This is a genomic window from Kitasatospora sp. NPDC101155 (assembly GCF_044768305.1).
GTDB lineage: Bacteria > Actinomycetota > Actinomycetes > Streptomycetales > Streptomycetaceae > Kitasatospora.
This window is the reverse complement of the sequence record NZ_JBIWPN010000021.1, coordinates 12,416-37,629: the sequence shown is the minus strand read 5'-3', so window position 1 is coordinate 37,629 and position 25,214 is coordinate 12,416. Positions and strand designations below refer to the sequence as shown.

The following is a 25,214-nucleotide window of genomic DNA, read 5'->3' as shown; positions in this document are numbered from 1 at the left end:
GTCAGGCCCAGGGCAGCGAGGAGCGGGTGCGCCAGTAGGTGTCGGCGGGCTCGGCCATGGCGGCGAGGGTGGCGAGGTCCTCCGGGGTGAGCGCAACCTCGGCGGCGGCGAGGTTGGAGGTGAGCTGGTCGAGGGTGGCGGCGCCGGACAAGGCGATGTCGGCCCAGGGCTGGGTGGCGGCCGCGGCGAGGGCGAGGGCGTCGGGGGTGGTGGCGGTGCGGGTGGCGAGGGTGCGCAGGGCGGCGGTGTCGGGGCCGGTGGCGTTGCGGCCGGCCAGGCGGCCGTTGGCCATGGCCTCCTTGACCACGACCAGCCAGCCGGCCCGGTGGGCCTCGGCGAGGGCGGGGGCGGCGGAGGTCTCCAGCAGGTTCCAGGTGGCCTGGACGGCGGTGAACAGCGGGCGGCCGGCCACGGTGACGTCGAGGGCCCGGCGGATGGCGTCGGCCTGGGCGGGGCCGCTGGTGGACAGGCCCACCCGTACGCCCTCGGCGGCGAGGGCGGCCAGGCGCCCGTGCAGGGCGGGGTCGGTGAGGGCGGGGCTGTCGGGGGTGACCGAGTGGATGAGGTAGACGTCCAGGTGCGAGCCCAGCAGGGCGCGGGTCTCGCGGATCTGGCGGTCGAACACCTCCGTCGAGTGCTCCTTGACCTCGTGGGCGGCGACCCCGCTGGTGCGCCAGTCGGCGGTGTAGGTGTAGCCCCACTTGCTGCCGACGGTCACCTCGGCCGCCGCCTCGGGGCGCTTGGTGAGCCACTGGGCGAGGAACTCCTCGGCGCGGCCGTAGGAGCGGGCGGTGTCGAGGTAGCGCACCCCGGCCGCGTACGCGGCGTCGAGCAGGGCGTGGGTGCGCTCGCGCAGCGCTTCGACGGTGCGTTCGGCGGGCAGGTCGGCCTGGCGCCCGAGGTTGATGTAGCCGGGCCGGCCGACGGCTGCGGTGCCCAGGCCCAGGCGCGCGGTGTGCGGACGAGCGGCGGGGGCGGGGGCGGTGGCGGACTCGGTCGGCACGGCGGGGTCTCCTCGGGCGGGCTCGGGGGTGCTCACCTGCGACTTTAGCGGTGCCCGGGCAACAGCCGGCCTGCCCGGTGGGCCGGGCGGTACGGGCGGTCGGGGCCGCGGCGGTGCGGGGAGCAGGGGCGGGCTCGGGGTGTCGATGCCGCGCGCTCTCTCGGGAGTCGGCCATTTCACCGGGGCGCCGAGGCCGTTCGGACGATCCGGCGGGAACGTCAAGTGTTGCCGAAACGTCGGAATATGAGGGCATGTCAGCGAATGGTCGGCGGCGCCTGCGGGCCGGCTCTCCCGGATGCCGGCCGACGCCACGCGGGTCAACTGGCATTGCTAGTGGGTATCTTCGGATCCATGCCAGCTGATGGCCTTCGGCTATCGTGACCTGGCCGGCCCTGCCCCGTCCGTCGGGATCGCGACGCGGAGGGCCCGGAGCGAGAAAGGTGGGGCATGGCGGAGTCGACGGGGGACGTCGTTCAGGTGCGGACCCAGGAGCCGCAGGGGCCTCAGGGTCCGGAGGGCGGGTCCGCGGAGTCGGGCGGACCCGGGGAGGTGAGCGGGCTCTCGGCCCGGATCGAGGCGCTGTTCCACACCGTCCGCCGCCCCGACCGCGAGCAGTACACCAACGAGGAGGTGGCCCGGGCCTGCCGCGAGGCGACCGGGGAGTCCTTCTCCACCACCTATCTGTGGCAGCTGCGCACCGGGCGTCGGGACAACCCGACCAAGCGCCACCTGGAGGCGCTGGCCCAGTTCTTCCAGGTCCCGCCCGCCTACTTCTTCGACGAGCGGCAGGGCGCCGAGATCGCCAAGGAGCTGGCGCTGCTGGGCGCGCTGCGCGACGCGGGCGTGCGCAGCCTGGCGCTGCGGGCGGTGGGCCTGTCGCCGGAGGGCCTGGACACCGTCAGCGAGCTGGTCGACGTCATCGCCCGCCGGGACGCGGCGCGCAGGCGCCCCTCGCCCTGAGGAGAGACCTGACCACGCAATCAGCAACGGGAGCTCCGTTTGTGGGATGACTTACGGCGCGGCCGGGGCCACCGGTCCACGCTGCGGCGCTGCCGGCGGATGGTCGAACAGCTGGAGCTGCCGCGCCCGTTCGACCCGGCGGTGCTGCTGGAGCGGCTGGCCGCGCGGCGCGGGCGGCCGATCGAGCTGCTGCCGGTGGCGGCCCGCCCGCACGCCCCGTGCGGGCTGCTGGTCTCCACCCAGGAGGCGGACTACATCGTCTACGCGGCGGACACCGGCGCGCTGCACCAGCGGCACATCCTGGTGCACGAGATCGCCCACCTGATGCTCGACCACGCCGGCTCCGCGCCGCTGGACCCGGCCGCCGCGCTGCTGCCGCATCTGTCCCCCGCGCTGGTGCGGCGGGTGCTGGGGCGCACCCGTTACGACGAGCCGCAGGAGCGCGAGGCGGAGCTGCTGGCCTCGCTGATCCTGAGCCGGGCGGCGCGGGCGGACGCGGCCGGGCCGCCCGGGCCCGCTCCCGGCTCGCCGGGCTCCCTGGACGCGCTGGGCGTTCTACTGTCCGTCGACGCACCGCAGGCACGGCGGCCGTGAGCGAACTGGCCCTCTACCCGGTCGGACTGTTCTTCGTGCTCAGCGCCGCCCACTTCGCCCGCAGCCGGATCAACCCGCGCGCCGCCGCCCGCTACACCTGCTACGGGACGGCCCTGCTGGGCGCCGCCCTGCTGGTGCTCGCCCCGCCGACCGTACGGGCGGTGCAGGACGCCGGGGTGCCGGTGCTCGCGATCGCGGCGATCGTGCTCGGCGACGCCCTGCGGGACGGCGCGGCCGCGGCGATCCGGCTGCTCGCGCTGGCGCTGCGCACGACCGAGCCCGTACCGGGGCATCGCCTGCCCGGCGGGCCCGTACGAGACGATCCCTTGCGCGGTGGGCCCTTGCGCGGTGAGCCCGCACGGCGCGCCGTGCGCTCCCGGCTGGCGCTGCTGGGCGTGGTGCTGGGCCTGCGGGTGGTGCTGATCGCCGTCGCCGCGCCCCGGCTGTCCGGCGACAGCCTGACCGTCGCGCCCGCCCTGTCCGCCCGCCTGGCGCTGGCCGGCTACACCGCCGTCGGCATGGTCCACACCGCGCTGTGCCTGACCGCGCTGCTGCGCGAGCTGGTCCGGCGCGCCCGCACCGCCGGGCCCGGCCGGCTGGGCACCGGGCTGCGGCTGCTCACCGGCGGGCTGGCGGCCGGACTGCTGTGGAACGCCTGGAGCGTGGACGACGTGCTGCGCGCGGCCACCACCGGCTCCCAGGACGGCCCCGAGGACACGCTGTGTGCCGTCCTGGGCGCGCTGTGCGCGGCGCTGATCGCGGCCGGGCTGGGCAGCACGCTGTGGCCGGCCGTGTCGGGGGCGGTGCGCGGCTGGCTGCGGGCCCACCGCCGCTACCGGGCGCTCGCCCCGCTCTGGCGCGACCTGCACACCGTGCTGCCCGAGATCGCCCTCGACCCGGCCCGCCGCCTGCCGCTGCCCCCGCGCGACCCCCAGTTCGCGCTGTACCGGCGGATCATCGAGATCCACGACGCCCGGCTGATCCTGCGCCAGCACCTGGACCCGCGCACCTCCGAGTGGCTGGAGCTCGCCACCCGGCGCTTCCCGCCGCCCTCCTCCCACGCCGCCGCCACCGCCGAGGCCGCGGCCCTGGCCGCCGCCCTGGAACGCGCCGCGGCCGGCGCCGGCCCGCACCCCGCCGACCCGCCGGAAGACGCACTGCCGGGGGGCGCACCGCCGGTGGCGGTCACGGATGCCGACCCGCCGCGCGCCCTGGACGGCGAGGCCGACCACCTCGCCCACCTGGCCCGCGTCTACGCCACCTGCCCCGCCGTCGCCGAGGTCCGCACCCGCGCCCGCGCCCTGGCCCGCGCGGACGAGCGGGCCAGGGCGGACGAGCGGGCCCGGGCGGACGAGCGGGCCGGCGCCGAGGGATCCCTGCGGTGAGCCGCCGTCAGCTGCCGGCCCTGCTCGCCGTGCCGCCGGTGGTGGCCGCGGCGGCGGGGCGCTGTGGTACCTGTTCCCGGTGGTGCCCGGGCGCTTCGTCCGGCGCTGGGAGCAGCGACCCTGTCCGGACTGTCAGGCGTCGGGCATCTCGGTGACCAGCCGGACGGCCAACGGCGCCCCGGACGTGGTCGTCCGGGGTCCCGACGGCCCTGGCGGAGTGTCAGTTCCAGGGCGAGCGGGCCGGCGGCCCTCCGGCGCGCGGGGGCGGGGGCGGCGCGCCTACGCTGATGGCGGGGCCTTGGCCGTGTTCCCGGAGGTGCAGCATGCCTGGCACATCCCGTCGCCGCCGAACGGGGGTCCTGGCCGCGGCGGCGCTGCTCTGCGCGGGCGGGCCGCTTGCCTCCGGGGCCGCTCCCGCGGCCGCGGCCGTGACGGTGCCCGTGCAGGCCTGCCCGGCGGAGCAGGCCGGCCCCGGCCTGCCGCCGCTGGGCGCCGTACCGGCCACGGTGGCGCTGCCGGACGGCGTCGCCCTGCCCCCGACGGCGGCGGTGTACGGCGCCCGCTACCCGGGCGAGGTGCACTACCTGGTCGCGCCGAGCGGCTGGACCTGCGACGTGGTCTTCTTCTCCGCCGACGGCGGGGAAGAGGCCTACGTCCACCCCGGCGCCCCCGCCGCCGACCCGGCCAACACCCGCTTCACCTCGGTCGTGCAGGCCGTCTTCGTCAGCGGCGGCGCCCAGACGAACATCGACCTGGCCTGCGGCTTCATTCCCCAGGCCGGGGCCGCCCCCAACACCTGCAGCGCCCCGCCCCGCCTGCCCGCGGACCGGCTCCACCCCGTCCCCACCCACGCCCCGGGCCTGCTGATCACCGCCGCCGGCGTCCCGCCCGACACCCGCGAGCCGAACCTGCCCACCACCGGAGGCCCCGAGCGCACGGTCGCCCTGCTGACCTTCCAGACCCCCGGCGGCCCCGCCCAGGAGATCACCTGCACCGTCCCGGCGGCTGCCTCCCCCGTCCGCACCTGCCAGGCCGCCCTCGGCCACTTCCTCGCCACCGGCTCCGCCGCCGGGCAGCTCACCCCGGCCGACCTCTCCGCCGCCCTCACCGACCTGGACGCCTTCGTCGCCGCCTACCTCGCCCAGCCCTGACGCCCGGCCCCTGAACGGGCGGGCCGGGCCGGGCCGGGCGGGGCGGGGCCGGTGGCCTGCCGGTTTCCTCAGCCGGACTGTGCGACGAGCGCCCTGACCAGCGCGACCGCCTCCTTGAGACCGAGGCCGGGGCGCGCGGAGCGCAGCTCCTTGACCGCCCTGACCTCCGCCGTGCGGGGGTCGATCCCGGCGAGCTCCAGGACCTTTCGCGCCCATTCCACGCCGACCGGGCCGGCGCCGGCGACGAAGCCCTCCACGATGTCGATCGCCCGGCGCAGCCCCGGGCGTTCTCCCTCGTCAGCGGTGTCCAGTGCGGCCCGCAGAGCCACCCTCAGCGCTTCCAGGTTGGCCGGCTTCTGACGACCGGACAGCGGCTGGAACATCACTGTCCCCCTTTCGAATCACATGTCGAACCACAGGGGGCATCCTCACGATCACGGCCCCCTCCATCCCTGATCTTCGGAGGGTATCCCCGGCTTCAGCCGGGGAGGGAATCCGATCCTGATCTTGGTGGCGCGGAGCGCCGCCGTAGCGCTTTGGAATGCTGAACGGCGGCGTTGCTCAAAGGGGCTGCTGCTGGTCTTCGATGTACTGCCGTATCACGGTCAGTGGTGCGCCGCCGCAGGACCCGGCGAAGTAGGAGCGGGACCAGAGGACCGATCCGAGGCCGACGCGGTTGATCCGGCCCGTGTACTCGGCCCGCAGGTACCGGGAGCTGACGCCTTTGAGGGAGTTGATCAGCTTGGACAGGGCGATCTTCGGCGGGTAGTGCACCAGCAGGTGCACGTGATCGGCTTCGCCGTTGAACTCCCTCAGCTCCGCCTCGAACTTGTCGCGCACGTCGCGCATGATCTCTTCGCACCGCTCGAGCATGGCGTCATCGAAGATGCCAACCTCGCCTTCCCGACCGCCGTGGGACTCCTTCATCGCCGCCGTCCGGGCAGGCGACTTCCCCGTCGAGAGCCGACCCGGCAGCCGGCGAGCGGCCCTGCCGTGCCTGCTGGGTGCGGAAGTTGAGGACGGGAGCGGGTTGCGTGACGGGGGCGGGCGGGACAGGGTGTGGCGCAGACGTGTGCGCGAGCCGAGAGGACCCCGCCGGTGAACAGCTTCGAGTACCTGCTCGGCGCGCTGCTGGCCGCGCCCGTCCGGGCCCGGGACGCGCTGCGCCATCGCTGGCCCGGCGACCGGCGGTTGCGCGCGCTGGCCGACTCCCCGCAGGCGCGGGCGCTGCGGAAGGCGGAGCGGGAGCGGTTCCGGGGCCTGGTCGAGGCGCTGGGGGCGGTGGAGGGGGTGGAGCACCTGCTGACCCTGGTCGCCGACCACTGCGACCGCCCGTCCTCCTTCGGCGCGCTCGGCACCACCGTCGAGGGGCGGGCCGCGCTGCTCTGCCGGATGTCCGCGACGGCCTACTTCGTGACCCGGGAGGACATCCGCGTCGTGCTGGAACGGGCCGAGGCGGCGGGCCTGGCCGACTGGGGCTCGCCGGACGGCAGGACCGGTACGGTCGCGCACGCGCTGCGCTGGTACCGCGACGGCGGGGTCGGCCCCGAGGGACGGCGGATGGACTCCCCCGGCCTGACCGGTCCAGACGCGTACCTGTCCTGGGACCTGCCGGGCACCCCGCGCCCGGATCCGTACTGGAAGCGCCTGAGCAGCGCCGTCCGCTTCCGCAACGAGCAGACGCCCGAGAACGCCGACCCGGCCGCCGTACTGAGCGCCGCCCGCGCGGACGGGGGCGGGCTGGTCCTGGAGCTGGAGTTGCGCACCGACTGGCGGGAGGGCTGCACGTACTTCACCGTGGCGCGCGGCGGCCCCGCCGGGCGCGGGCGCGGGCGCGGCTGACCGTACGGCCACCGGCGGCCGTACGGTCAGCCGTTCAGTGACTCAGCGGCTCAGCACTGGGGGCGGCGGCCGTGGTTGGCCCCGCGCCTGGCCCGGGCCTTCTTCTTGCGGCGGCGCTTCGACGACATGGCGACTCCTCTCGCGACCGGGTCCCCCGGGTCTTCCACCGTTCCACACCCGGCCCGCCCCGGCCCGTCGAGCGGCCCCCGGACTCCGCTCAGGTGGTGCCGGCCAGGGCGGCGCGCCAGGCGGGGCTGTCGACGTAGTGGTTGTCGAAGCGCTCGGCGGAGGCGGCGATCGCGCCCGGGTCGCTCTCGCCTCGCATGACGCCGCCCAGCAGGCGCAGGTAGTCGAAGCGGTCCATGCCGGTGGTGAACATGAACAGCACATCGGCCTCGGCGCCCGGGGCTGCGGCGAAGGCGTGCGGGGTGCGCGGGGGCACGGCCAGGAAGTCGCCCGCGTCGAGGACGGTGACCTCCTCGTCGACCAGCACCCGCAGCGAGCCGTTGAGCACGAAGAACAGCTCCCACGCCCGGGTGTGGAGGTGCGCGGGGGCCCCGACGGCGCCCCGGGCGAAGGTCGAGCGGTAGACGGTGAAGCCGCCCTCGCCGGGGCCCGTTTCGGCGAGCAGGGTCATCGTGGCGCTCGGGTCGGCACAGGTCTCGGCCTCGGCGCGGCGGGCCAGGACGGGGGCGGGGGCGGTGTTCTTCGTCGTCGTCATGCGACCAGGCTAGGTACGGAAAGACCCATGATCATGGGGCAATCGATCACCGTTTCTTAGGGTCAATTCTGTTGCCGGGGCCCGTGGCAGACTGACCCGATGAATACCACCCCGGCCGCCCCGACGACGGACGACGACCTCCTGCGCCGCCAGGCCGAGCTGCGGGCCGAGGCCGACGCGGTCAACGCCGATCTGGGCCTGGACGCCCTGCTCGGCGCCCTCGGGACGCCCGTGCGGGTGGGCAGTTCGGCGCTGGGGCTGATGGTGCGCCGGGATCTGGACGTCACCGTGGTGTGCCCGCGCCTGGACGCCTCCGTCCACGAGCGGGTGGCCGCCCTGGGGGCGCGGCTGGCCCTGCACGAACGGGTGCGGCAGGTGCGCTTTCGCAACGACACCGGGGCCTGGAACGCCGACCCCGGCGCCTACCCGGACGGCCTGTACCTGGGCCTGTCCTACCGCTCCCCCCAGGGCCGCTCCCCCGGGGGCCGCTCCCCCGCCGGGAACGACTGGACCCTCGACCTGTGGTTCGTCGACGACCCCGACCGTCAGCCCGACCTGGCCCACCTGCGCGAGCTGCCCCCGCGCCTGACCCCGCAGACCCGCGCCGCGATCCTGCGGATCAAGCACGCCTGGGCCCAGAGCCCCGAGTACGGGCGCAGCGTGCGCGGCTGGGACGTCTACCGCGCGGTCCTGGAGGACGGGGTGCGCTCCCCGGAGGAGTTCGAGCGCCGGCGCTCCGCCGGGCCCGCCTGAGCCGCCTGAGCCCGGGGGTCACCCGACCGCCGTGCCCGCCATGTCCCGCACCACCGCGCGCAGCAGCCGGTTGAACGCGGCGGGCTGCTCCTCGTGGATCATGTGGCCGGAGTTCTCGACGATGTGGAGGCTGCCGTGCGGGGCGAGGTCGGCGAGGGTGCGGGAGACCTCCAGGGGGATCTGGGTCTCCTGGTCGCCGTGGAGGAAGGCGACGGGCAGGTCGAGGGTGGGCAGCAGGCCGCGCGGGTCGTAGCTGGCGGCCTCGGTGAAGAGGTTGTCGATGGCGGGGCTGGAGTCGAGGATCTGCGCGATGGTGCGCTGGTGCAGTTCGGGGCTCGCTTCGGTCCCGTACCAGGTGGGGATCCACTCCCGGACCAGGGCGGCGCGGTCGGCGGCGAGGCGGGCGCTGAGTTCGCGCAGTTCGGCGACCATGCCGGTGCCGGGCCAGTGGCCGGAGCCGTCGACGGAGACGACCCCGCCGACGAGTTCGGGTGCGGCCGCGGCGGCCGCCAGGGCGAAGGTGGCGCCGATGGAGCTGCCGACCAGGACGGGCGAGTCGAGGTCCAGGATGTCGATCAGGCAGAGCAGGTCGGCGACGTTGGCGGCCAGGGTGTGGCCGTCCTCGGGGCGGTCGGAGCGGCCGCAGCCGCGGCAGTCGAGTGCGATCACCCGGTGGTCGGCGGCGAGGTCGGCGAGCTGGGCCTCCCACACCTGGCCGCTGGTGGCCCAGCCGTGGACGAACAGCAGCGGGCGGCCGGCGCCGTGGTCGCGGTAGAAGAGTCGGGTGCCCTGGACGGTGGTGTACGGCATGTCGGTTCTCCTTCGATCGTGGTGGCCGGTCGTGCCGGTGGCAGGTCGTGCTGGTGACCGGTCGTGCTGACGGGGTCCAGTCCACCGCGTGAGGGGCGCGCGTCCGAGGCGCATCCGGCTCGTACACTCATCAGGAATCGTAATCAATCAGGGGGCGGGTGTGGAGCTGCGGCAGGTCCGGTACTTCCTGGCGGTCGCCGAGGAGTTGCACTTCGGGCGGGCGGCCGAGCGGCTGCGCATCGTCCAGCCGACGGTGAGTCAGCAAGTGCGGCGTCTGGAGCGCGAGTTGGGCGTGGAGCTGTTCGACCGCACGACCCGCGCGGTGGCGCTGACGGCGGCGGGTGGCGCGTTCCTGCCGCACGCCCGGGCGATCCTGGCGGCCGAGCGGGCGGCCGTCGAGGCGATGGCCGAGCAGCGCGGCGAGCCGGCGCAGGTGCTGCGCGTCGGCACCAACATCGGGCTGGGCGCGCGGCTGGAGCGCCTGCTGGCGGCACTGGCCGAGCGGGCCCCGCAGCTGGCGGTGGAGCTGTGCAGCGCGCGGGCGTCGGTGCGCCTGCAGCAGGTGCGCGACGGGGAGTTGGACGCGGCCTTCGTGCGCGGCCTGGACCGCAGCCCGGGCCTGGAGCTGCTGCCGGTGTGGCCGGATCCGCTGGTGGCGGCGCTGCCGGCGGACCACCCGCTGGCCGCGGCCGAGGCGGTGGCGGTGGCGGACCTGGCCGCGCTGCCGCTGCGGATCGCGCCGCGCGAGGCCAACCCGCACCTGGTGGACCTGGTCACCGGCGCCTGCCGGGCCGCGGGCGTGGAGCCGCTGCTCGGGCCGGAGTTCACCACCGACCAGGACACCCTGGCCGCGATCGGCGCGGGCCGGCCCAGCTGGACGGTCTTCTACGCGTCCCAGGCCGAGGTCCTGCCGAGCGGCCGTACGGTGTTCCGCCCCTTCGTCGAGCCGCTGGCCCTGCAGACCTACCTGGCCGTGCGCCCCACCGCGTCCTCGCGCCGGCTGGCGCCGCTGCTGGAGGCCTGCCGGAGGATCGCGGGAACGGCCGGGCGCTAGGTCCCGCCTGCCTGCCCGGGCCCACTCCTCGGCGATTGCCGTCAACGGTGGTGAACGGAGCGACAACTGACTGTTCATCGGAGCTTTCTAGAGTGGGCGGCATGAAGACCCCGCCGGCGTTAGCCGCCGCCCTCGCCCTGTCCGCCCTCGTCGCCGCCGTCCCGTCGGCCACCGCCGCCGCCTCTGCCGCCGATCCGCTGGACCGCGTCCGCCACCAGGTGCTCGTCTGGAAGCCCTGCCAGGAGCCGCGGTTGGCCGCCGCCGGGGCCGAGTGCGCGACGCTGACCGCCCCGCTCGACTACCGCGAGCCCACCGGCCGCACCCTGGCGCTCGCCGTCTCCCGCATCCGCGCCGCCGACCCCGCCAAGCGGCGCGGCATCCTGCAGACCAACCCCGGCGGGCCCGGCGAGCGGGGGCTGGACATGCCCGTCGCGCTGCGTGAGCGGATGGCGCCCGAGACGGCGGCGGCCTACGACATCATCGGCATGGACACCCGGGGCGTCGGCGCCAGCGGCGGAATCGACTGCGGCCTGAACCACGGCAGTTGGCTGCGCTCGGTCGGCACCGAGGAGGCCGGGTTCCGGCAGGCCTGGCGCCTCGCCAAGGCCGACGCCGACGCCTGCCGGAGCAAGTACCCCGATCTGCTGCCCCACCTGAGCACCCGCAACATCGCCCGCGACGTCGACCTGCTGCGCGCGGCCCTCGGCGAGCAGCGCACCTCCTTCTTCGGCCAGTCCTACGGGGCGCTGCTGGGCGCGGTGTACGCGCAGCTGTACCCGCGGCGCGTCGACCGCCTGGTCCTGGACAGCGTGCTGGACCCGGACCGGTACGGCATCGGCGCCTTCCAGGACATGGGCGCGGCCAACGAACGGGCCCTGGACGACTTCGCCGCCTGGGCCGCGCCCCGCGACGGCCAGTACGGCCTGGGTGTCACTGCGGCGGCGGTGCGGGCCGGTGTCGAGGGCCTGGTCCGCCGCGCCCAGGCGGCGCCGATCGCGGTCGACGGCTTCCGACTCGACGGCTACCTGCTGCCGCTCCTGCTCACCGTCTGCCAGGGCGACGACCGCGACAGCGCCGACTACGCGGGCGTGCTGCGCCAGTTGCTGGACGCGGCGGACGGCAAGGCGGTCCAGGCGAGTCCGGCCCTGCACGAGCTGCTGACCACCGTCCTCGCCCCGGACCCCGCCGGCGGCGCCGACCTCGCCGCCGCGATCGGCATTCTGTGCGACGACGTCGCGATGCCGCGCTCGCAGCGGTGGTACCGCGAGGCCGTCGAGCGCTCCCGCCCCACCCAGCCGGTCTTCGGCCCGGTGTTCAACGCGCCTACACCGTGCACTAGTTGGCGTCAGGCCCCGCGTGAGCCGTTCGTCGAGGTGCGCAACGCGGTGCCCGCGCTGCAGATCCAGTCCACCGGTGACACCCACGCCCCCTACCAGGGCGCCCTCGCCCTGCACGCCCGGATGAGCGCCTCCCGCCTGCTCACCGTCTCCGGCCGGGTGCACACCGTCTACCTCAACGGATACCGCCCGTGCGCCCAACAGGCCGTCGACGCCTACCTGTTGACCGGCGTCCTGCCGGCGGCCGACGCCACCTGCTGAGTGCCGGAGCGGCATGGCGCTCGCCGAGGTCGGCGAGCGCCGCCCTCACTGGCCCACCCGGCCGTCCACGCACTCGCGCAGCAGGTCGGCGTGTCCGCAGTGCCGGGCGTACTCCTCGATGCGGTGCACCAGCAGCTCCCGCACCGACACCCCCTGCTTGCCCAGCCGCTCCCCCAGGTCCGGGTGTTCGGCCAGCGCGGCGTCGGTGGCGGCCTGCTCCCGCTCCAGGTCCCGCCACGCAGCCTCCACCACGGCCGCATCGGCCACCGCCGCGTCGAAGTCCGCGTCCCGCGCGCCGTAAAGCTTCGGCAGCGGCTCGCCGTCGGTGATCCAGTTGCGCCAGTCGCGCTCCACCTCGGCCAGGTGGCGCACCAGTCCGAGCAGCGACATCGTCGACGGCGGCACCGAGCGCCGGGCCGGCTGCCCGGCGTCCAGGCCCTCGCACTTCATCCGCAGGGTGAGGCGGTAGTTGGTCAGTTGACGCCCTCTCCCGACCAGGGCCGGGAGATTCCAACGTCGCGCGGGTGCGCATTGTTGGTGGTTGACGCTTCATCGCCATCGTTGAGAGGGCTCAGCAGTCCTGACACCGCCCGTCCGGCGGCGTGTTCGATGTTGCGTGCGGCGTTGGTGTCCGCGTTGGCCGTGTACCCGCAGCGGGGGGCCTTGCAGGCGAAACGAGCCTGGGTCTCCCGGTTGCCCGGGCTAATGAATCCGCAGGCCGAGCACCGCCGGGAGGTGCCGGGGGCGGGCACCTTGACCAAGTGTCCGCCCCGGTCGGCGAGCTTGTACGACAGAAACTCAACCGTGCGTCCCCACGCCTCACCGGCTATGGCGCGGTTCAGTCCGGCTTTCTGCCGGACGCGGGTGCCGTGATTGTCCACAGTTCCCCTGGCGGACTTGACCATGTTGGTGATGGCCAGGTCTTCCACGGCGATGACGGCGAAGGTGTCGGCGAGTTCGGTGGTGGTCTTGTGCTGCCAGTCGGCGGCGCGGCGCTTGGCTATCGCGCGGTACCGGGCGATCTGGTCATAGGTGCGGGCGAGACGGTTGCCGGTCTTCTCACCGGGCTTGCGGGTGCGGCGCTGACGCGCGGCCTTGCGCTCCAGACGGACGAGGCGCTCGCGTTCACTGTCGGTGAGCCAGGGGCCGTGGTGGCGGTCGGTGCCGTCGGACAGGGCGAGCGGGATGGTGATGCCCCGGTCGATGCCGACGATCCGGCCGGCGGTCTTCGGCTGGACGTCGTCCACCAGGATTTCGGTGCGGAAGACGATGTGCCAACCGTGAGCCTCCTTCACCAGCCGCGCGCCGGAAACGCGACCGGCGGGGCCGCTCCTGGTGACGCCGGGCAGGTCCTTGGTCCAGCGGAACCGGACCAGGCCGAGCTTCGGTATCCGGCACTGGCCCCACCGACGGCTGACGCGCTTGATCTGCAAGTCCCGTCCCTGCGGCACGTCCACGGACATGCGCGAGCGGACGCGGGACTTGAAGTTCGGGGCATCGGCGCGGCCTTCCCAGCAGTTGATCCATGCCCGGTGGTACTGCTTCAAGACCTGCTGCGCGGCTTGCGCGGGCAGTGCGGCCAGCCACGGCACGTCCTTGCGGGTCTGCCGGATGTACTGATCGGCGAGAGTCAGCGATGGGCGTCGCAGCGGGCACGTCCCGGCCATCGTCCACCAGTCGTGCAGCAGATTCCACACCGCCCGCGCGGCATGGCCCTGGTCGTCCAGGGCAATGACCTGCTCGGGCGTCAGGTCGAGCAAAGCCTTGTGTCCGCGCTGGTGCTTCATCAGGTCACCCCCTCAGGCGCGGTGTCGCCGATCATTCTGCGCTTGGTTCGTGTCACCACGATGGGAAATCAGTTCCCGATGTACGCCGTGGAGCGCAGATCATGTAGGACGCGTGCGCGAGCTTCGACGGGACCGGGCCGCGACTGGCACTGGGATCGCCGTGCTGCTCGCGCAGACGGTCGAGGCGGCGGCGGGCCAGCTGGGTCAACGGCCTGCCCCCGCCCGCAGGAAGCGCAGGAACCCGGCCACCGCCGGCGCCGTGCGCTGCCCCTTTCGCGTCGCCGTGTAGACGTGCCGCACGGGGGTGTCGTCCGGGTGCAGCGGGACCAGGGCGATGTCGTGGCGGGCGGCGCGGGCGGCCAGGGAGGGGATGAGGGTGGGGCCCATCCCGGCGGCGACCAGGCCGAGTTTGGCGGTCCAGGCGCCGACGGCGTACTCGATCCGGGGCTGGAAGCCGCTGCGCAGGCAGGCGGCGAGCAGGGTGGTCTCGGGGTGGCGGCGGGCGGCGATCCACGGTTCGTCGGCGAGTTCGACCAGTCGCAGGCGGCGTCGGCGGGCGAGGCGGTGGCCGCGCGGCAGGGCGACCAGCACCGGGTCGTCGAGCAGGGGCCGCAGGTCGAACTGGTCGGTGTCGTAGGCGTCTTCGGGGTCGGTGGCGTAGGTGGCGACCACGGCGAGGTCGATCGAGGTGTCGGCCAGTTGGTCCAGCAGGTGTGCCGAGAGCCCCTCGGTGAGGCCGATCTCCACGTGCGGGTGGGCGGCGTGGAAGGCCGCGAGCGCGTGGGGGACGAGTTCGGCGTTGGCGCTGTCGAAGGCGCCCACGCGTAGCCGTCCGGCGCTCAGGTCGGTGAGCGCGGCGAGGTCGCGCCGGGTGGTGTCCAGGCGGTCCAGCAGGGCTTCGGCGTGCGGGAGCAGCGCGCGGCCGTGCTCGGTGAGCCGTACGCCGCGGGCCAGTCGGTCGAACAGCGGGGTGCCCAACTCGGTTTCCAGGGTGGCGATCTGGCGGGAGATCGCGGACTGGGTGAAGCCGAGGCGCTCCCCGGCGGCGGTGAAGGAGCCCAGGTGGGCGACGGTGCGGAAGACGTCCAGCCAAGCCATGTCCATTCCGCATGGTTATCATGCGAGACATTCGTTTGTCGCCTGGCTCGTGGCTGCCTAGCGTGGTGGCCATGAAGAAGATCGCTTTTCTGGGCCTGGGCCGGATGGGGCAGCCGATGGCCCGTCGCCTCGCCGCCGCCGGCTACCCGTTGACCGTCTGGAACCGTTCGCCAGGCCGCGCCGAGGGCCTCGCGGAGGCCGGGAGCCCGGCCGAGGCGGTGGCCGGGGCGGACGTCGTGGTGACCATGCTGTCCGACCCGGCGGCGCTGGCCGAGGTGGCCGGGCAGTTCACGGCCACCCTGGCCCCGGGCACGCTGTGGATCGACATGTCCTCGGTCGGGCCGCGCACGGTCACCGAGCTGCGCGCCCAACTACCGGACGGTGTGGGAATGGTGGACGCGCCGGTGATGGGCAGCGTGGGGCCGGCGGCCAGCGGGGACCTGGCGGTGTACGCGGGCGGCGAGGACGCCGACCTGGAGCGTGCCCGGCCCGTCCTGGAGCACCTGGGCCGGGTGCGGCGCTGCGGCGGCCCGGGTGCGGGGGCGGCGCTGAAGGTGGTGATGATCGGCGCGATCGTGGCCTCGGTCACGGTGGTGGGTGAAGTGCTGGCGGCGGCCGGGGAGTTGGGCGTGCCGCCGGAGGTCGCCGCGGAGGCGCTGGCGTCCGGGCCGCTCGCGGGGGTGGTGGCCCGGGCGCACAGCACCGAGTCGGACTTCCCCGTGCGCCTGGCGGCCAAGGACCTCGCCCTGGCGGGCGGCGGCCCGGTGCTGGCGGCGGCCCGTCAGGTACTGCTGGCGGACCCGTCGATCGCGGAGCGGGACCTGTCGGCGGTGGTGACGGCGCTGCAGCGGGGCCAGGGCATGTCCGACACTCCCTAGCGACCCTCTCCCCTTCCGTCAGTTTCCGCACCGCTGTTCACCCGATCAGGGGGGCCGGTGTGCGCCGCGGCGCCGCTGGGACGTAGCGTCGGGGCGGCAGGGCGGCGGAGGACCCGGGGAGGGCGGCAGGAGTGCGGGAGACGTGGGCTGGGCTGCGGCGGAGCGCGGCGGCGCTGGCGGTGGCGACGGCGGTGCTGGTGGCGACGGCCTGCGGGGCGCCGCCGTCCGCCGACGAGCGGGGCGAGGACGGCGGTGGCGCCGGAGCCCGCGGGGGCACCCCCGGAGCGGTGCTCCCGGGCAACAGCCCGCTCGCCCTGGTCTACCGGGGCCCGGCGGCCTGCGACGGCTGCCCGGAGGCGGCGCACGACATGCTGGAGCACGACGGCTTCACGGTGCGCTACATCGGCCCGAAGGAGGAGACGCGCTTCGGCCCGGACGCGCTCGCCGGGGCCGCCCTGTACGTGCAGCCGGGCGGCACCAACGGCCAGGAAGTGACCACCGCCTGGGGCCTGCTGGAGCGCGACCGGGGCTTCTCCCCGGAGCTGGTGCGCGCCTACGTACGCGGCGGCGGGCGCTACCTGGGCCTGTGCATGGGCGGCTACCTGGCCGGCGAGGACCCGGGCTACGGCCTCCTGCCGGGCGACTCCGGCCAGTACATCCGTTCCCAGGGCGCCGCCGTCACCGACGACCAGGACCACCTGGTCGACGTCGCCTGGCGCGGCCACCCGCAGCGGATGTACTTCCAGGACGGCCCGTACTTCGACGTGGACGGCCCGGACGTGGACGTGCTGGCCCGCTACACCAACGACCGCGCCGCCGCCGTGGTCGCCTCCTACGGCGCGGGCCGGGTGGCGGTCAGCGGCCCGCACCCGGAGGCGCCCTCGGAGTGGTACCGCGACTACGGCCTGTCGGACGAGTCGCACACCGGCCTGGGCCTGGGCGAGGACCTGCTGCACGCCCTCATGGGCACACCCGCGAACCCGATCTCCTGACGTTCCCGCACACCCCACGCGCCCGCACCCGGTTCGTACCGGGTGCGGGCGCGGGTCTTCGGGCGCGGGCCCGGTGGTCGGCGGGGCGGCGGGCGGCGGCCCGCGCCGGGCGGGGCCCGCCGCGCACTAGTGCACCCCGCCGGGCCGCCGGCCTGCGCAAAGCCCGCAAAACCGCCCGCAGACCGTCCGGAGAGCCGCCCCCGTGCTGCCTCGAAGCGCCCTAGTGCACTAGTGCCCAAATCTCAAATAACCGCAGCACAGAGCTCGTTGGGCGCCATGCGTACGGCGTACGGTTGCGGGCATGGAGAACACCGACATCCTCATCTCCGGCGCCGGCATCGCCGGCCCCGCCCTCGCCTACTGGCTGCGCCGCCACGGCTTCCGCCCCGTCGTCGTCGAACGCGCCCCCGGCCCGCGCCCCGGCGGACAGACCGTCGACCTGCGCGGCGCCGGACGCACCGTCATCGAGCGGATGGGCCTGATGGAGCGGGCCCGCGCGCTGTGCGTGGAGCAGCGCGGCATCGCCCTGGTCGACCGCCGCGGGAGGCTGACCGCGCGGATGCCCGTCGAGCTGTTCGAGGGCGAGGGCATCGTCTCCGAGATCGAGATCCTGCGCGGCGACCTCGCCGACCTGCTCCGCCAGGCCACCGACGACGTCGAGTACCGCTACGACGACAGCGTCACCGCCCTGGCCGAGGACGCCGAGGGCGTCACCGTCCGCTTCGAGAACGCCCCCGCACGCCGCTTCCACCTCGTCGTCGGCGCCGACGGCCTGCACTCGGTCGTACGGCGCCTGGCCTTCGACCCCGAGGAGAACCACTACCGCCCGCTCGGCGGCTACACCGCCTGGTTCACCGTCCACGACCCGGCCCTCGCCCGCGGTCTCGACAGCTGGTTCCTGATGTACAACGCCCCCGGCGGCCTGGTCGCCGCCGCCCGCCCGGGCCGGCTGCCCGGCGAGGTGAAGGTCGCCCTGAGCTTCCGCTCCGCCCCGCTCACGTTCGAGCGCCGCGACGGCGCCGCCCAGCGCCGGCTGCTCACCGAGCGCTTCGCCGAAGCCGGTTGGGAGGTGGACCGCCTGCTCGCCGGAATGTCCACCGCCGAGGACTTCGCCTTCGACTCCTACGGCCAGATCCACCTCGACCACTACACCCGCGGCCGCGTCGCCCTGCTCGGCGACGCCGGCTACAGCCCCAGCCCGCTCACCGGCCCGGGCACCAGCCTCGCCCTGGTCGGCGGCTACCTGCTGGCCGGTGAACTCGCCTCCTCCGCAGGCGACTTCGCCGCCGCCTTCGCCCGCTACGAGGAGCTGATGCGCCCCTACGTCGCCCGCGCCCAGGAGCTGCCGCCCGGCGGCATGAACGGCTACGCCCCCGACACCGCCCTGATGATCCGCCTGCGCGCCGCCTCCATGCGCTGGATGGGCCGCTGGCCGCTGCGCGCCGTCCTCGCCGCCCAGTTCGCCAAGGCCGGCGACATCGCCCTGCCCGACTACCCGCTGCCCGCCCGCGCCTGAGCCCGCGCGCGAAACCGCACCCGGCCCCGGGCTTGCACCTCACGCCGCGTCAGGAGGGATGCTCGTGCCATGACCTCCTCCGGACAGACCTGGAAGGTCGGCCCGCTCGCCGAGGCGAGTGGCCTGACCGTACGCACCCTGCACCACTGGGACCAGATCGGCCTGCTCAGCCCCTCCCGGCGCACCGCCTCCGGCCACCGCGCCTACACCGAGCAGGACGTGGTGCGCCTCTGCGGCTGGTGCGCGAGCACCTGGCCACCACCGAGGCCTCCCTCGCCGCCCTGCACACCCTGCGCGAACGCCTCACCCACCTGCACACCGAACTCGCCGCCGAACGCTTCCCCGGCACCGCCGACCTGCTGCGCCTGCTCCAGGCCGTCGGCGGCACGGGACCCGCCGCCGACGAGGCCCTGCGCCGTCACCTCGACGAGGACCAGCTGCACGCCCTCGCCGACCACGCCGCCGCCCTCGGGCCGGCCGCCCACTACCTGCTGGAGGTCGAATGGCCCCAGCTCTACCGCCGCGCCGAGGAGCTGCGCAGCGCCGGCACCGACCCCGCCGACCCCCGGGTGCGCCGCATCGCCGACCGCCTGGACGAGCTCTCCCGCCTCTTCAGCGGCGGCGACACCACCCTGTCCGCCGCCGTGCGCACCGCCTGGCGCGAGGACCCGGCCGCCCTGTCCGGCGACCCCGCCGCCCCCGCCGACGCCTGGGCCGACCTGCGCACCTTCCTCGACCACGCCCGCCGGGCGTCACGATGACCGGCCCGATGCCCCACCGCATCCGGCTGCGCGTCAGCCTGCTGAGCACCCTGCCCGTCCTCGCCGTCGCGGCGCTCGCACTGCCCCCGCTCGCCCTGGCCGGCCTGCTGCCCTGGTCGGTGCTCCCGGCCGTGGCCCTGGCCCAGGGGGTGCGGGCCTGGCTGGTCTTCCACCGCCTGGGCCGCCCGACGGGCGGGAGCTGACGGCTAGTTCGCGCGCGGCTGGTTGAAGCGCAGCATGTTGCCCGCCGGGTCGCGGAAGGCGCAGTCGCGCACCCCGTAGGGCTGGTCCATCGGCTCCTGGAGCACCTCGGCGCCGGCCGCGCGGATCCGCTCGAAGGTGGCGTCGCAGTCGTCGGTGCGGAAGATGACCCCGCGCAGCAGGCCCTTGGCGAGCAGTTCGGCGGCGGCCTGGCGGTCGTCCTCGGAGGCGTGCGGGTCGGCCAGCGGAGGCTCCAGGACGATCTCCACGCCGGGCTGGTCGGGGGATCCGACCGTCACCCAGCGCATCCCCTCGAAGCCGACGTCGTTGCGCACCTCGAAGCCGAGCACGTCGCGGTAGAAGGCGAGCGCCTTGTCGTGGTCGTCGACGGCGATGAAACACTGGGCGAGTTCGATGCTCATGCCCGTCACGCTACGGGAGAGGGCCCGCCCTACGCCTGCGTACGCCGCACCGGGCGGGTGCGGACCTTGGCGACGCAGGCCGGGATCGGCTCGCCGTCGGCGTGGTCGCGGGCCCGGTAGGCGCTGGGGCTCTCGCCCACCAACTCGGTGAAGCGGGTGCTGAAGGAGCCCAGCGAGGTACAGCCCACCGCCATGCACACCTCCGTCACGCTCAGGTCCCCGCGGCGCAGCAGCGCCTTGGCCCGCTCGATCCGGCGGGTCATGAGGTAGCTGTACGGGGTCTCCCCGTACGCGGCGCGGAAGCTGCGCGAGAAGTGCCCCGGCGACATCAGCGCGGTACCGGCCAGCGCCGGCACGTCCAGCGGCTGGTCGTACTCGCGGTCCATCCGGTCACGGGCCTGGCGCAGGCGCACCAGGTCGGCCAGGGGCACACGGGACGCGCGGGGCGTACGGGAGGACACACCGGCCACCGTACCCAGTGCCTGCGACAACCACCTCCTCCCCCGGTCGGCGCAGCCCGTCGGCGCCCGCCCCGCCGTGCCCGCCCCGCCATTGCCCGCCGCCGGGGAGCCGGGCCCCGGCGGGCGGCCCCCACCTGCGGCGTTCTAGGGTGGCAGGCATGATCCCCTCTCCGATATCCGGCCCGATATCCGACCCCGGCGAGGCGTTGCGGGTGCTGCTGGAGGGCAACGCCCGGTTCGTCGCCGGCGGCCCCGAGCACCCCAACCAGGACGCCGGGCGCCGCGCGGCGCTCGCCCCGGGGCAGAAGCCCTTCGCGGTGCTGTTCGGCTGCTCGGACTCCCGTCTGGCCGCCGAGATCATCTTCGACCAGGGTCTGGGTGACCTGTTCGTGGTGCGCACCGCGGGCCATGTGACCGGTGCGGAGGCGCTGGGCAGCATCGAGTACGGGGTGGCGGTGCTGGACTGCCCGCTGGTGGTGGTGCTGGGGCACGACTCCTGCGGCGCGGTGGCGGCGGCCCTGGACTCGTTGGAGCAGGGGCGGCTGCCGGGCGGCTTCGTGCGGGACGTGGTGGAGCGGGTGACCCCGAGCGTGCTGTCGGCGCGGGCGGCGGGCATCGAGGACCCGGACGCGATCGTGGACGAGCACATCCGCCAGACCGTGGACCTGCTGCTGGAGCGCTCCCAGCTGCTGGCCGCCCGGGTGGCCGAGGGCCGGGTGGCCGTGGTGGGCCTGTCCTACCGGCTGCGCGACGGCCAGGCCCGTACGGTGGCCGCCCGCGGCCTGGCCTGAGGCGCCCCGGGCGGGAAAAAAAAGGGGGGCCGGCCGGGTTCGACGGTGCGAGGCCCGGCCGGCCCGGCGCGTGCGGGGGCGGCTGAGGCTACTGCCCCGCGTTGCGCTCGCTCGTCCTGCGCTGCATCTCCATCAGCATGGCCATGGTCTCGGGGTGGACCGCGCCCCGGCCCTCGTCCGGGTCGTCGTCCAGGTCGTCGTCATCGTCGTCATCCGTGTCCTGCGGATTCAGCCGTGCCTGCGGGAGCAGTTCCTCGTAGCGGGGGTCGCCGGGCTGGATCTTGTGCCACCCGTCGTAGAGGTACCCCTCCGCGGTCCTGCCGCCGTACCGCTGCCAGATGGTGACGCCGTCGGCGTCGAGCATCGGGTTCCCGGCGACCTCGTAGGGCTCAGAATGCTCGTTCAAAATACTCCTTCAGGATCTTCGCCGCCTCGCGGTCGCCGAACGTGAACTTCTTCAGCGTCCCGGCGGTCCAGTTGTTGAACGCCTCTGCGAAGTACTCGTGCGGCTGGCGGATGTACGCGTCCAGTTTGTAGCCGATCCGGTCCATGACCTGCTGCTGCGTGTGCAGCCAGTCCGGCTGGCCGCTCTTGACGCCGTAGGCCGCGTCGACCGCGTGCCCGAACTCGTGGACCGCGACGCTGCTCGGCGTCTCGGCACTCGAATTGATCAGGAGCCTGCGCTGGTCGGGCAGGTACATGCCCGGTACGTGTTCCGCCGGTGAGCTGCCTCCCACCGGCCTGACGCCGCCGAGGCCGAAACCGCCCGGAAGCTCCGTGATGGGCCGGGGGCCGATGCTGATCCCGCCGCCCGGGACCGCTTTCAGGTAGTCCCAGACCTTGTTGAAGACCCCGGGTGGCACGCGTGCCAGCTCCGTGGTCACCTTCGCGGTGCTCGGGTGGTCCTCCACGTACTCGCGCGGGGGCAGCCGGCCGGGCATCGGCAGCTCGACCGGTTTGGCGTGCTGGGGGACGTACGGGCCGCTGTCGGCGGCACCCTTGCGTCCCCCCGGCGCGGCCGCGCCGCCGACGGCGCCGAGGACGAGGTCCAGCGGCATGACCGGGCCGGTCTTGAAAGCCTCGTCGTAGCCGTAGCTGAGGCCGGCGCCGGTGATCATCCGGCCGGGCATGGAGTCGGCGGCACCCGCGACCTTGGCCAGGCCGGCCAGGGCCACCGAGGCGCCCTCGGCGCCGCCGGCCGCGGTGGAGACGGCGCGGGCGCCGGCGCCGAAACCGCCGCCGGCGCCGCCCATGACGCCGCCGGTCTCGGCGGAGTCGACGACCTCCTTGAAGCTGTAGCCGCCGTCGTCGAAGAACTCGACCCGGATCGGCTGGGCGACGGCGAGGTCGACGGTGATCGCCTCGACGGCGCCGAACGCCGCGCCGACCAGCACGGTGGCGGCGATGGTCGCGATCGTCTCGGAGACCGTCACGCCCAGACCCGCGGCGGTGGCGACGATGCCCGCGGCGGCGCCCGCGGCAACACCCTCGGAGATGCCGGCGGTGAAGAAGGCGAGGACGGTGCCGGCCACCAGGGTGGCGCCGACGATCGCGGCTTCCTCCTCCAGCTTCTTGATCGCCTTGTCGACCTCGGTGGCGAAGTCCCGCAACGCCTTGGCGAGGCTGCGGCAGGCCTCGGCGGCATCGGGCAGCCAGCCCTTGCCCTTGCCCGCGCTGTCCTTGCCGCCGTAGTACTGGCCCCAGAACTTCCCGAAGGCGTCGATGGCCGGACCGTGGTTGTTGGCGACGATCGCCGCCGCGGCCTGGTTGGTCGGCACCGTGACGTTGTCTATGGCGGTGGCCATCGCCTCCCACGCGTCCGCGACCTTGCGCAGCTTGTCCGGATCGGCGTCCGGCCACCACATGCCGGTGAGCTTGCGGACGGCCTTCGCCGCCGTGGACTCACCCATCCGCCGCCCCCGACCGGGAGCGGGCGCCGCTCACGCCGACCGGCCCGACAGGTTCGTCTCCTGCTCCGTCATCACCCATGGCGTCGTCCCCCGTACGTGCACTCCGTGCTTGCGGAACTCATCGCTCCGGTGATCAGATCGACCAACCGGGTGACGGGGTTTCACCCCTGCCGCGTGATTCCGGTCACGTGGCGCCGGACTGGATGTCCGATCCCCGCCAGCGGCCGCGCCCGGGCGGCGGCAGAGTCGGTGACCGACAACCGATCAATCGACGCAAGGACGGCCGGATTCCCGTGCACAAGGTCACCGACCTCAAGGTCCTCTACTTCGGCACCCCGGTGGTGCTCATCGGCTCGCGCAACGAGGACGGCAGCGCCAACCTGGCGCCGATGTCCTCGGCCTGGTGGCTGGGCCAGTCCTGCGTGCTGGGCCTGGGCAACAACGCCCAGACCGCCGTCAACCTGCGCCGCGAGGGCGAGTGCGTACTCAACCTGCCCTCCTCGGCGCAGGTCGACGCCGTCGACGCCCTCGCGCTGCTGACCGCCAACCCGCACATCCCCGCGTACAGGCGCGAGCAGGGCTACCGCCACGAGCGGCGCAAGTTCGCCGCGGCCGGGATGACCGAGCTGGACGGCGAACTGGTGCGGGCGCCGCGCGCCGCCGAGTGCCCGGTGCAGTTGGAGTGCCGTCTGGAGGCCGCCACACCGATGGCGGGCAACGAGGGGTGCACCGCCTTCGAGGTCACCGTGGTGCGCGCCCACGTGGACGAGCGCCTGATCGTGCCGGGCACCGACCACTACGTGGACCCGCTCGGCTGGGACCCGCTGATCATGAAGTTCTGCGAGTTCTTCGGCGAAGGCCGCCGCCTGTCCCCCTCCCGCCTCGCCGAGGGCTGGCGGATGCCCGGCCGCCTGCCCGCCGCCGTCTGACGGCGGCGGACAGACGGCGACGAACAGACGGCGGCGGACCGGCGGGCGGCGCAGCGGGGCCGGCGGGTTACGGGGCCTTCTCGCCGCAGGAGTCGCACACCCGGGTCGCTGGCAGTTCGAGGAAGCAGGTCGGGCAGATCGCCGGCGGCCGCGGCGGGGCGGCGGTGGCGGCGGTGGCGGCGGTGGCGGCCTTGCGGGTCACCGTGGTCTTCAGCCGCGGGGCCAGGGCCGGGATGCCGCCGTCGGCGGGCAGGTCGGCGCCGAAGTGCCGGTAGCAGGCCAGGCGGGCGGCGGCCGCGTGGAGTTCGCGGTCCATCTCGTCGAGGATCGGCGGCTGCCCGGCCACCGCCAGCACGTCCTGGTAGCCGGTCCCGACCATGCCGTCGGCAGCGTGCACCACCAGCGCCGTCAGCGGCGGGTCCCCGCGGCGGTGCGCCTCGCGCACCACCAGGGCCAGCACCTTGCCGATCCAGTGCCGCTGGTTGACGCTGGTGCGCACCCCGGAGGCCTGCTGCACCGCCTCGGCCAGCTCGGCGTAGGTGATCACCGCGTGGTAGCGGCTCGCCACGTCCACCAGGGCCGGGTAGGCCGCCCTGGTCCACACGATGTGCGCCTGGCTGACGGCGACGGTCGAGCCGTCCGACTCCCGCCAGTAGCCGCGCTGCTGCCCTGTCATCCGCCCGCCCTGTCCGCTCGACCCGTCCGGCCCCGCCGTGAGCGAGGCTACCCCGCTGCGGTGGCCGCCCGCCGCGCGGGGGCGTCTGCGGGGCCCGGGCTTGACTTCAAGTGCTGTTGAAGTCGTCCAATGGGTGCCGACCGCAGCCGTACGGGCACTCCGCGGTCGATGCCCCGCCCGTACGGAAACGTGCCGGGGCCGGGGCCGCCTTCTTCCCGATCGTGCCGCTGGCGGCCCCGGCCCCCGGTCACCCGTCCGCGACTGTGCGGGGGCAGCGCCACCGAGGCCGCCGGTTCGCGTCGGGCGGGTCGGGGGTGATCAGGACGGCGTCGGCGGTGTAGTCCTCGGCAATCAGGTCGAGGTTGCCGGTGCCCAGGCGCGTGCCGTGGTCGGCGCAGGCCTCCTACGGGGTGCGGGTGGGTACCAGGCGAGTCCCTTGAGTGCGGCGGTGGCGACGGAGTGGTCCCGCTCGGGGCGCCACCACTCACCGCGGCCGGGATCCCGGAAGCGGAGAACGAACGAATGAGAACGGGCGGGCCCCGCGTCTTCAGACGCGGGGCCCGCCCCAAAAGGTGGCCGCCCTGGCGGCCGTCGTCGCGGCCCGGTGGCGGCTGCGCGCGATCCGCGACGGCGGCGCGTGGGTTGCACTGTCGGCGGCAGCCGAGATGTGGGTCGCCGATCTGTTGCCGGTCAGTGCTCTCCTGGGAAGTCTCCCGCGCGAACAGCGGCGATGAAGGCGGTCCAGGCATCGGCGGTGAAGAGGAGGGAAGCGCCTTGCGGGTCCTTGGAGTCGCGGACGGGAAGCATCCCCGGGAACCCGTCCGCGATCTCGATGCAGGCCCCGGTCTCTCCACTGAACGAGCTCTTCCGCCAGTTCGCACCGCTGAGATCGGGAGCAGACACCTTCAGCACCTCCGGTCG

Annotated in this window: 28 protein-coding genes and 2 pseudogenes; 16 read left to right on the top strand and 14 right to left on the bottom strand. The window is 74.6% G+C overall.

Annotated elements, in window-relative coordinates:
• Position 1: 1 nt before the first annotated feature.
• Positions 2 to 1,003 carry an aldo/keto reductase gene (locus ACIRYZ_RS27505; protein WP_402948958.1) on the bottom strand — a complete coding sequence of 334 codons (1,002 nt, stop codon included), beginning with the start codon at positions 1,001 to 1,003 and terminating at the stop codon, positions 2 to 4.
• A gap of 549 nt (positions 1,004 to 1,552) precedes the next feature.
• Between ACIRYZ_RS27505 and ACIRYZ_RS27500 the strand changes: the two genes are divergently transcribed.
• The 4 genes from ACIRYZ_RS27500 (at position 1,553) to ACIRYZ_RS27485 (ending at position 5,093) form a co-directional block, all read left to right on the top strand.
• Positions 1,553 to 1,963, top strand: a complete 411-nt coding sequence (locus ACIRYZ_RS27500) for an XRE family transcriptional regulator (RefSeq protein WP_402948956.1) — start codon at positions 1,553 to 1,555, stop codon at positions 1,961 to 1,963.
• A gap of 99 nt (positions 1,964 to 2,062) precedes the next feature.
• A complete protein-coding gene (locus ACIRYZ_RS27495; protein WP_402948954.1) occupies positions 2,063 to 2,557 on the top strand; it encodes a ParH-like protein in 495 nt (164 codons plus the stop codon).
• On the top strand, positions 2,554 to 3,942 hold the full coding sequence (locus ACIRYZ_RS27490; RefSeq protein ID WP_402948951.1) for an MAB_1171c family putative transporter: 1,389 nt from the start codon (positions 2,554 to 2,556) through the stop codon (positions 3,940 to 3,942). The genes ACIRYZ_RS27495 and ACIRYZ_RS27490 overlap by 4 nt, the downstream gene beginning before the upstream one ends.
• A 323-nt stretch (positions 3,943 to 4,265) precedes the next feature.
• Positions 4,266 to 5,093: a hypothetical protein gene (locus ACIRYZ_RS27485; RefSeq protein WP_402948948.1), complete on the top strand. Its 828-nt coding sequence runs from the start codon at positions 4,266 to 4,268 to the stop codon at positions 5,091 to 5,093.
• A gap of 68 nt (positions 5,094 to 5,161) precedes the next feature.
• Here the strand turns inward: ACIRYZ_RS27485 and ACIRYZ_RS27480 are convergent, their stop codons facing one another.
• On the bottom strand, positions 5,162 to 5,476 hold the full coding sequence (locus ACIRYZ_RS27480) for a hypothetical protein (RefSeq protein WP_402948945.1): 315 nt from the start codon (positions 5,474 to 5,476) through the stop codon (positions 5,162 to 5,164).
• Between the two features lie 178 nt (positions 5,477 to 5,654).
• Entirely contained in the window at positions 5,655 to 6,020 is a 366-nt protein-coding gene (gene tnpA, locus ACIRYZ_RS27475; RefSeq protein WP_402948943.1) for an IS200/IS605 family transposase, read from the bottom strand.
• 171 nt (positions 6,021 to 6,191) lie between these two features.
• Here tnpA and ACIRYZ_RS27470 point away from each other — a divergent pair, with 171 nt between their 5' ends.
• Positions 6,192 to 6,935, top strand: coding sequence for a hypothetical protein (locus ACIRYZ_RS27470; RefSeq protein ID WP_402948941.1), 744 nt, complete (start codon positions 6,192 to 6,194; stop codon positions 6,933 to 6,935).
• A gap of 217 nt (positions 6,936 to 7,152) precedes the next feature.
• Here the strand turns inward: ACIRYZ_RS27470 and ACIRYZ_RS27465 are convergent, their stop codons facing one another.
• Positions 7,153 to 7,656 carry a cupin domain-containing protein gene (locus tag ACIRYZ_RS27465; RefSeq protein ID WP_402948939.1) on the bottom strand — a complete coding sequence of 168 codons (504 nt, stop codon included), beginning with the start codon at positions 7,654 to 7,656 and terminating at the stop codon, positions 7,153 to 7,155.
• 99 nt (positions 7,657 to 7,755) lie between these two features.
• On the opposite strand from ACIRYZ_RS27465, the gene ACIRYZ_RS27460 reads away from it, so the two are divergent.
• Positions 7,756 to 8,409, top strand: a complete 654-nt coding sequence (locus ACIRYZ_RS27460; RefSeq protein ID WP_402948936.1) for a hypothetical protein — start codon at positions 7,756 to 7,758, stop codon at positions 8,407 to 8,409.
• An 18-nt stretch (positions 8,410 to 8,427) separates the two neighbouring features.
• Here ACIRYZ_RS27460 and ACIRYZ_RS27455 read toward each other — a convergent pair whose 3' ends face one another.
• A complete protein-coding gene (locus tag ACIRYZ_RS27455; protein WP_402948934.1) occupies positions 8,428 to 9,219 on the bottom strand; it encodes an alpha/beta fold hydrolase in 792 nt (263 codons plus the stop codon).
• A 160-nt stretch (positions 9,220 to 9,379) separates the two neighbouring features.
• Between ACIRYZ_RS27455 and ACIRYZ_RS27450 the strand changes: the two genes are divergently transcribed.
• Together ACIRYZ_RS27450 and ACIRYZ_RS27445 are read left to right on the top strand one after the other, a co-directional pair.
• Positions 9,380 to 10,273, top strand: coding sequence for a LysR family transcriptional regulator (locus ACIRYZ_RS27450; protein WP_402948931.1), 894 nt, complete (start codon positions 9,380 to 9,382; stop codon positions 10,271 to 10,273).
• A gap of 101 nt (positions 10,274 to 10,374) precedes the next feature.
• Entirely contained in the window at positions 10,375 to 11,871 is a 1,497-nt protein-coding gene (locus tag ACIRYZ_RS27445) for an alpha/beta hydrolase (RefSeq protein ID WP_402948929.1), read from the top strand.
• 45 nt (positions 11,872 to 11,916) lie between these two features.
• On the opposite strand, the pseudogene ACIRYZ_RS27440 reads toward ACIRYZ_RS27445, so the two are convergent.
• The 3 genes and pseudogenes from ACIRYZ_RS27440 to ACIRYZ_RS27430 all read right to left on the bottom strand — a co-directional run.
• A pseudogene (locus ACIRYZ_RS27440) lies at positions 11,917 to 12,348 on the bottom strand (DUF664 domain-containing protein); the annotation flags it as partial.
• Positions 12,345 to 13,658, bottom strand: a complete 1,314-nt coding sequence (locus tag ACIRYZ_RS27435) for an RNA-guided endonuclease InsQ/TnpB family protein (protein ID WP_402948927.1) — start codon at positions 13,656 to 13,658, stop codon at positions 12,345 to 12,347. The gene ACIRYZ_RS27435 and the pseudogene ACIRYZ_RS27440, both read right to left, overlap by 4 nt.
• A 204-nt stretch (positions 13,659 to 13,862) precedes the next feature.
• Entirely contained in the window at positions 13,863 to 14,762 is a 900-nt protein-coding gene (locus ACIRYZ_RS27430; RefSeq protein ID WP_402948924.1) for a LysR family transcriptional regulator, read from the bottom strand.
• A gap of 65 nt (positions 14,763 to 14,827) precedes the next feature.
• Between ACIRYZ_RS27430 and ACIRYZ_RS27425 the strand changes: the two genes are divergently transcribed.
• From ACIRYZ_RS27425 to ACIRYZ_RS27400, 6 genes and pseudogenes are all read left to right on the top strand, one after another.
• Positions 14,828 to 15,634, top strand: coding sequence for an NAD(P)-dependent oxidoreductase (locus ACIRYZ_RS27425; protein WP_402948921.1), 807 nt, complete (start codon positions 14,828 to 14,830; stop codon positions 15,632 to 15,634).
• A gap of 131 nt (positions 15,635 to 15,765) precedes the next feature.
• Positions 15,766 to 16,626 carry a hypothetical protein gene (locus ACIRYZ_RS27420; RefSeq protein WP_402948919.1) on the top strand — a complete coding sequence of 287 codons (861 nt, stop codon included), beginning with the start codon at positions 15,766 to 15,768 and terminating at the stop codon, positions 16,624 to 16,626.
• Positions 16,627 to 16,927: 301 nt separating this feature from the next.
• Positions 16,928 to 18,142: an FAD-dependent monooxygenase gene (locus ACIRYZ_RS27415; RefSeq protein ID WP_402948917.1), complete on the top strand. Its 1,215-nt coding sequence runs from the start codon at positions 16,928 to 16,930 to the stop codon at positions 18,140 to 18,142.
• 69 nt (positions 18,143 to 18,211) lie between these two features.
• Positions 18,212 to 18,316, top strand: a pseudogene (locus ACIRYZ_RS27410) (MerR family DNA-binding transcriptional regulator); the annotation flags it as partial.
• 65 nt (positions 18,317 to 18,381) lie between these two features.
• Positions 18,382 to 18,903: a hypothetical protein gene (locus ACIRYZ_RS27405; RefSeq protein WP_402948916.1), complete on the top strand. Its 522-nt coding sequence runs from the start codon at positions 18,382 to 18,384 to the stop codon at positions 18,901 to 18,903.
• Between the two features lie 8 nt (positions 18,904 to 18,911).
• Positions 18,912 to 19,106, top strand: coding sequence for a hypothetical protein (locus ACIRYZ_RS27400; RefSeq protein WP_402948913.1), 195 nt, complete (start codon positions 18,912 to 18,914; stop codon positions 19,104 to 19,106).
• A gap of 3 nt (positions 19,107 to 19,109) precedes the next feature.
• On the opposite strand, the gene ACIRYZ_RS27395 is transcribed toward ACIRYZ_RS27400, so the two are convergent.
• Both ACIRYZ_RS27395 and ACIRYZ_RS27390 read right to left on the bottom strand, forming a co-directional pair.
• Positions 19,110 to 19,526, bottom strand: coding sequence for a VOC family protein (locus ACIRYZ_RS27395; protein WP_402948911.1), 417 nt, complete (start codon positions 19,524 to 19,526; stop codon positions 19,110 to 19,112).
• Positions 19,527 to 19,555: 29 nt separating this feature from the next.
• Positions 19,556 to 19,912: a helix-turn-helix transcriptional regulator gene (locus tag ACIRYZ_RS27390; protein WP_402949179.1), complete on the bottom strand. Its 357-nt coding sequence runs from the start codon at positions 19,910 to 19,912 to the stop codon at positions 19,556 to 19,558.
• Positions 19,913 to 20,145: 233 nt separating this feature from the next.
• Between ACIRYZ_RS27390 and ACIRYZ_RS27385 the strand changes: the two genes are divergently transcribed.
• Positions 20,146 to 20,778, top strand: coding sequence for a carbonic anhydrase (locus ACIRYZ_RS27385; RefSeq protein WP_402948908.1), 633 nt, complete (start codon positions 20,146 to 20,148; stop codon positions 20,776 to 20,778).
• An 88-nt stretch (positions 20,779 to 20,866) separates the two neighbouring features.
• Here ACIRYZ_RS27385 and ACIRYZ_RS27380 read toward each other — a convergent pair whose 3' ends face one another.
• Positions 20,867 to 21,184 carry a hypothetical protein gene (locus ACIRYZ_RS27380; RefSeq protein WP_402948906.1) on the bottom strand — a complete coding sequence of 106 codons (318 nt, stop codon included), beginning with the start codon at positions 21,182 to 21,184 and terminating at the stop codon, positions 20,867 to 20,869.
• Complete coding sequence (locus ACIRYZ_RS27375; RefSeq protein ID WP_402948903.1) at positions 21,168 to 22,688, bottom strand: hypothetical protein; 1,521 nt, start codon at positions 22,686 to 22,688, stop codon at positions 21,168 to 21,170. The genes ACIRYZ_RS27380 and ACIRYZ_RS27375 overlap by 17 nt, the downstream gene beginning before the upstream one ends.
• A 293-nt stretch (positions 22,689 to 22,981) precedes the next feature.
• On the opposite strand from ACIRYZ_RS27375, the gene ACIRYZ_RS27370 reads away from it, so the two are divergent.
• Positions 22,982 to 23,617 (top strand): flavin reductase family protein, encoded by a 636-nt coding sequence (locus ACIRYZ_RS27370; RefSeq protein WP_402948900.1) that lies wholly within the window; start codon positions 22,982 to 22,984, stop codon positions 23,615 to 23,617.
• Between the two features lie 67 nt (positions 23,618 to 23,684).
• On the opposite strand, the gene ACIRYZ_RS27365 is transcribed toward ACIRYZ_RS27370, so the two are convergent.
• Positions 23,685 to 24,293 (bottom strand): hypothetical protein, encoded by a 609-nt coding sequence (locus ACIRYZ_RS27365; protein ID WP_402948898.1) that lies wholly within the window; start codon positions 24,291 to 24,293, stop codon positions 23,685 to 23,687.
• Between the two features lie 690 nt (positions 24,294 to 24,983).
• Positions 24,984 to 25,196 carry a DUF397 domain-containing protein gene (locus ACIRYZ_RS27360; RefSeq protein WP_402948894.1) on the bottom strand — a complete coding sequence of 71 codons (213 nt, stop codon included), beginning with the start codon at positions 25,194 to 25,196 and terminating at the stop codon, positions 24,984 to 24,986.
• Between the last annotated feature and the right edge of the window lie 18 nt (positions 25,197 to 25,214).

Coding starts and splice junctions, on each gene's coding strand:
- ACIRYZ_RS27495 (WP_402948954.1), top strand. CDS start 2,063: ATGGTCGAACAGCTGGAGCTGCCGCGCCCGTTCGACCCGGCGGTGCTG.
- ACIRYZ_RS27485 (WP_402948948.1), top strand. CDS start 4,266: ATGCCTGGCACATCCCGTCGCCGCCGAACGGGGGTCCTGGCCGCGGCG.
- ACIRYZ_RS27480 (WP_402948945.1), bottom strand. CDS start 5,476: ATGTTCCAGCCGCTGTCCGGTCGTCAGAAGCCGGCCAACCTGGAAGCG.
- tnpA (WP_402948943.1), bottom strand. CDS start 6,020: ATGAAGGAGTCCCACGGCGGTCGGGAAGGCGAGGTTGGCATCTTCGAT.
- ACIRYZ_RS27465 (WP_402948939.1), bottom strand. CDS start 7,656: ATGACGACGACGAAGAACACCGCCCCCGCCCCCGTCCTGGCCCGCCGC.
- ACIRYZ_RS27460 (WP_402948936.1), top strand. CDS start 7,756: ATGAATACCACCCCGGCCGCCCCGACGACGGACGACGACCTCCTGCGC.
- ACIRYZ_RS27455 (WP_402948934.1), bottom strand. CDS start 9,219: ATGCCGTACACCACCGTCCAGGGCACCCGACTCTTCTACCGCGACCAC.
- ACIRYZ_RS27445 (WP_402948929.1), top strand. CDS start 10,375: ATGAAGACCCCGCCGGCGTTAGCCGCCGCCCTCGCCCTGTCCGCCCTC.
- ACIRYZ_RS27435 (WP_402948927.1), bottom strand. CDS start 13,658: ATGAAGCACCAGCGCGGACACAAGGCTTTGCTCGACCTGACGCCCGAG.
- ACIRYZ_RS27430 (WP_402948924.1), bottom strand. CDS start 14,762: ATGGACATGGCTTGGCTGGACGTCTTCCGCACCGTCGCCCACCTGGGC.
- ACIRYZ_RS27425 (WP_402948921.1), top strand. CDS start 14,828: ATGAAGAAGATCGCTTTTCTGGGCCTGGGCCGGATGGGGCAGCCGATG.
- ACIRYZ_RS27415 (WP_402948917.1), top strand. CDS start 16,928: ATGGAGAACACCGACATCCTCATCTCCGGCGCCGGCATCGCCGGCCCC.
- ACIRYZ_RS27400 (WP_402948913.1), top strand. CDS start 18,912: ATGCCCCACCGCATCCGGCTGCGCGTCAGCCTGCTGAGCACCCTGCCC.
- ACIRYZ_RS27395 (WP_402948911.1), bottom strand. CDS start 19,526: ATGAGCATCGAACTCGCCCAGTGTTTCATCGCCGTCGACGACCACGAC.
- ACIRYZ_RS27390 (WP_402949179.1), bottom strand. CDS start 19,912: ATGGACCGCGAGTACGACCAGCCGCTGGACGTGCCGGCGCTGGCCGGT.
- ACIRYZ_RS27385 (WP_402948908.1), top strand. CDS start 20,146: ATGATCCCCTCTCCGATATCCGGCCCGATATCCGACCCCGGCGAGGCG.
- ACIRYZ_RS27375 (WP_402948903.1), bottom strand. CDS start 22,688: ATGGGTGAGTCCACGGCGGCGAAGGCCGTCCGCAAGCTCACCGGCATG.
- ACIRYZ_RS27365 (WP_402948898.1), bottom strand. CDS start 24,293: ATGACAGGGCAGCAGCGCGGCTACTGGCGGGAGTCGGACGGCTCGACC.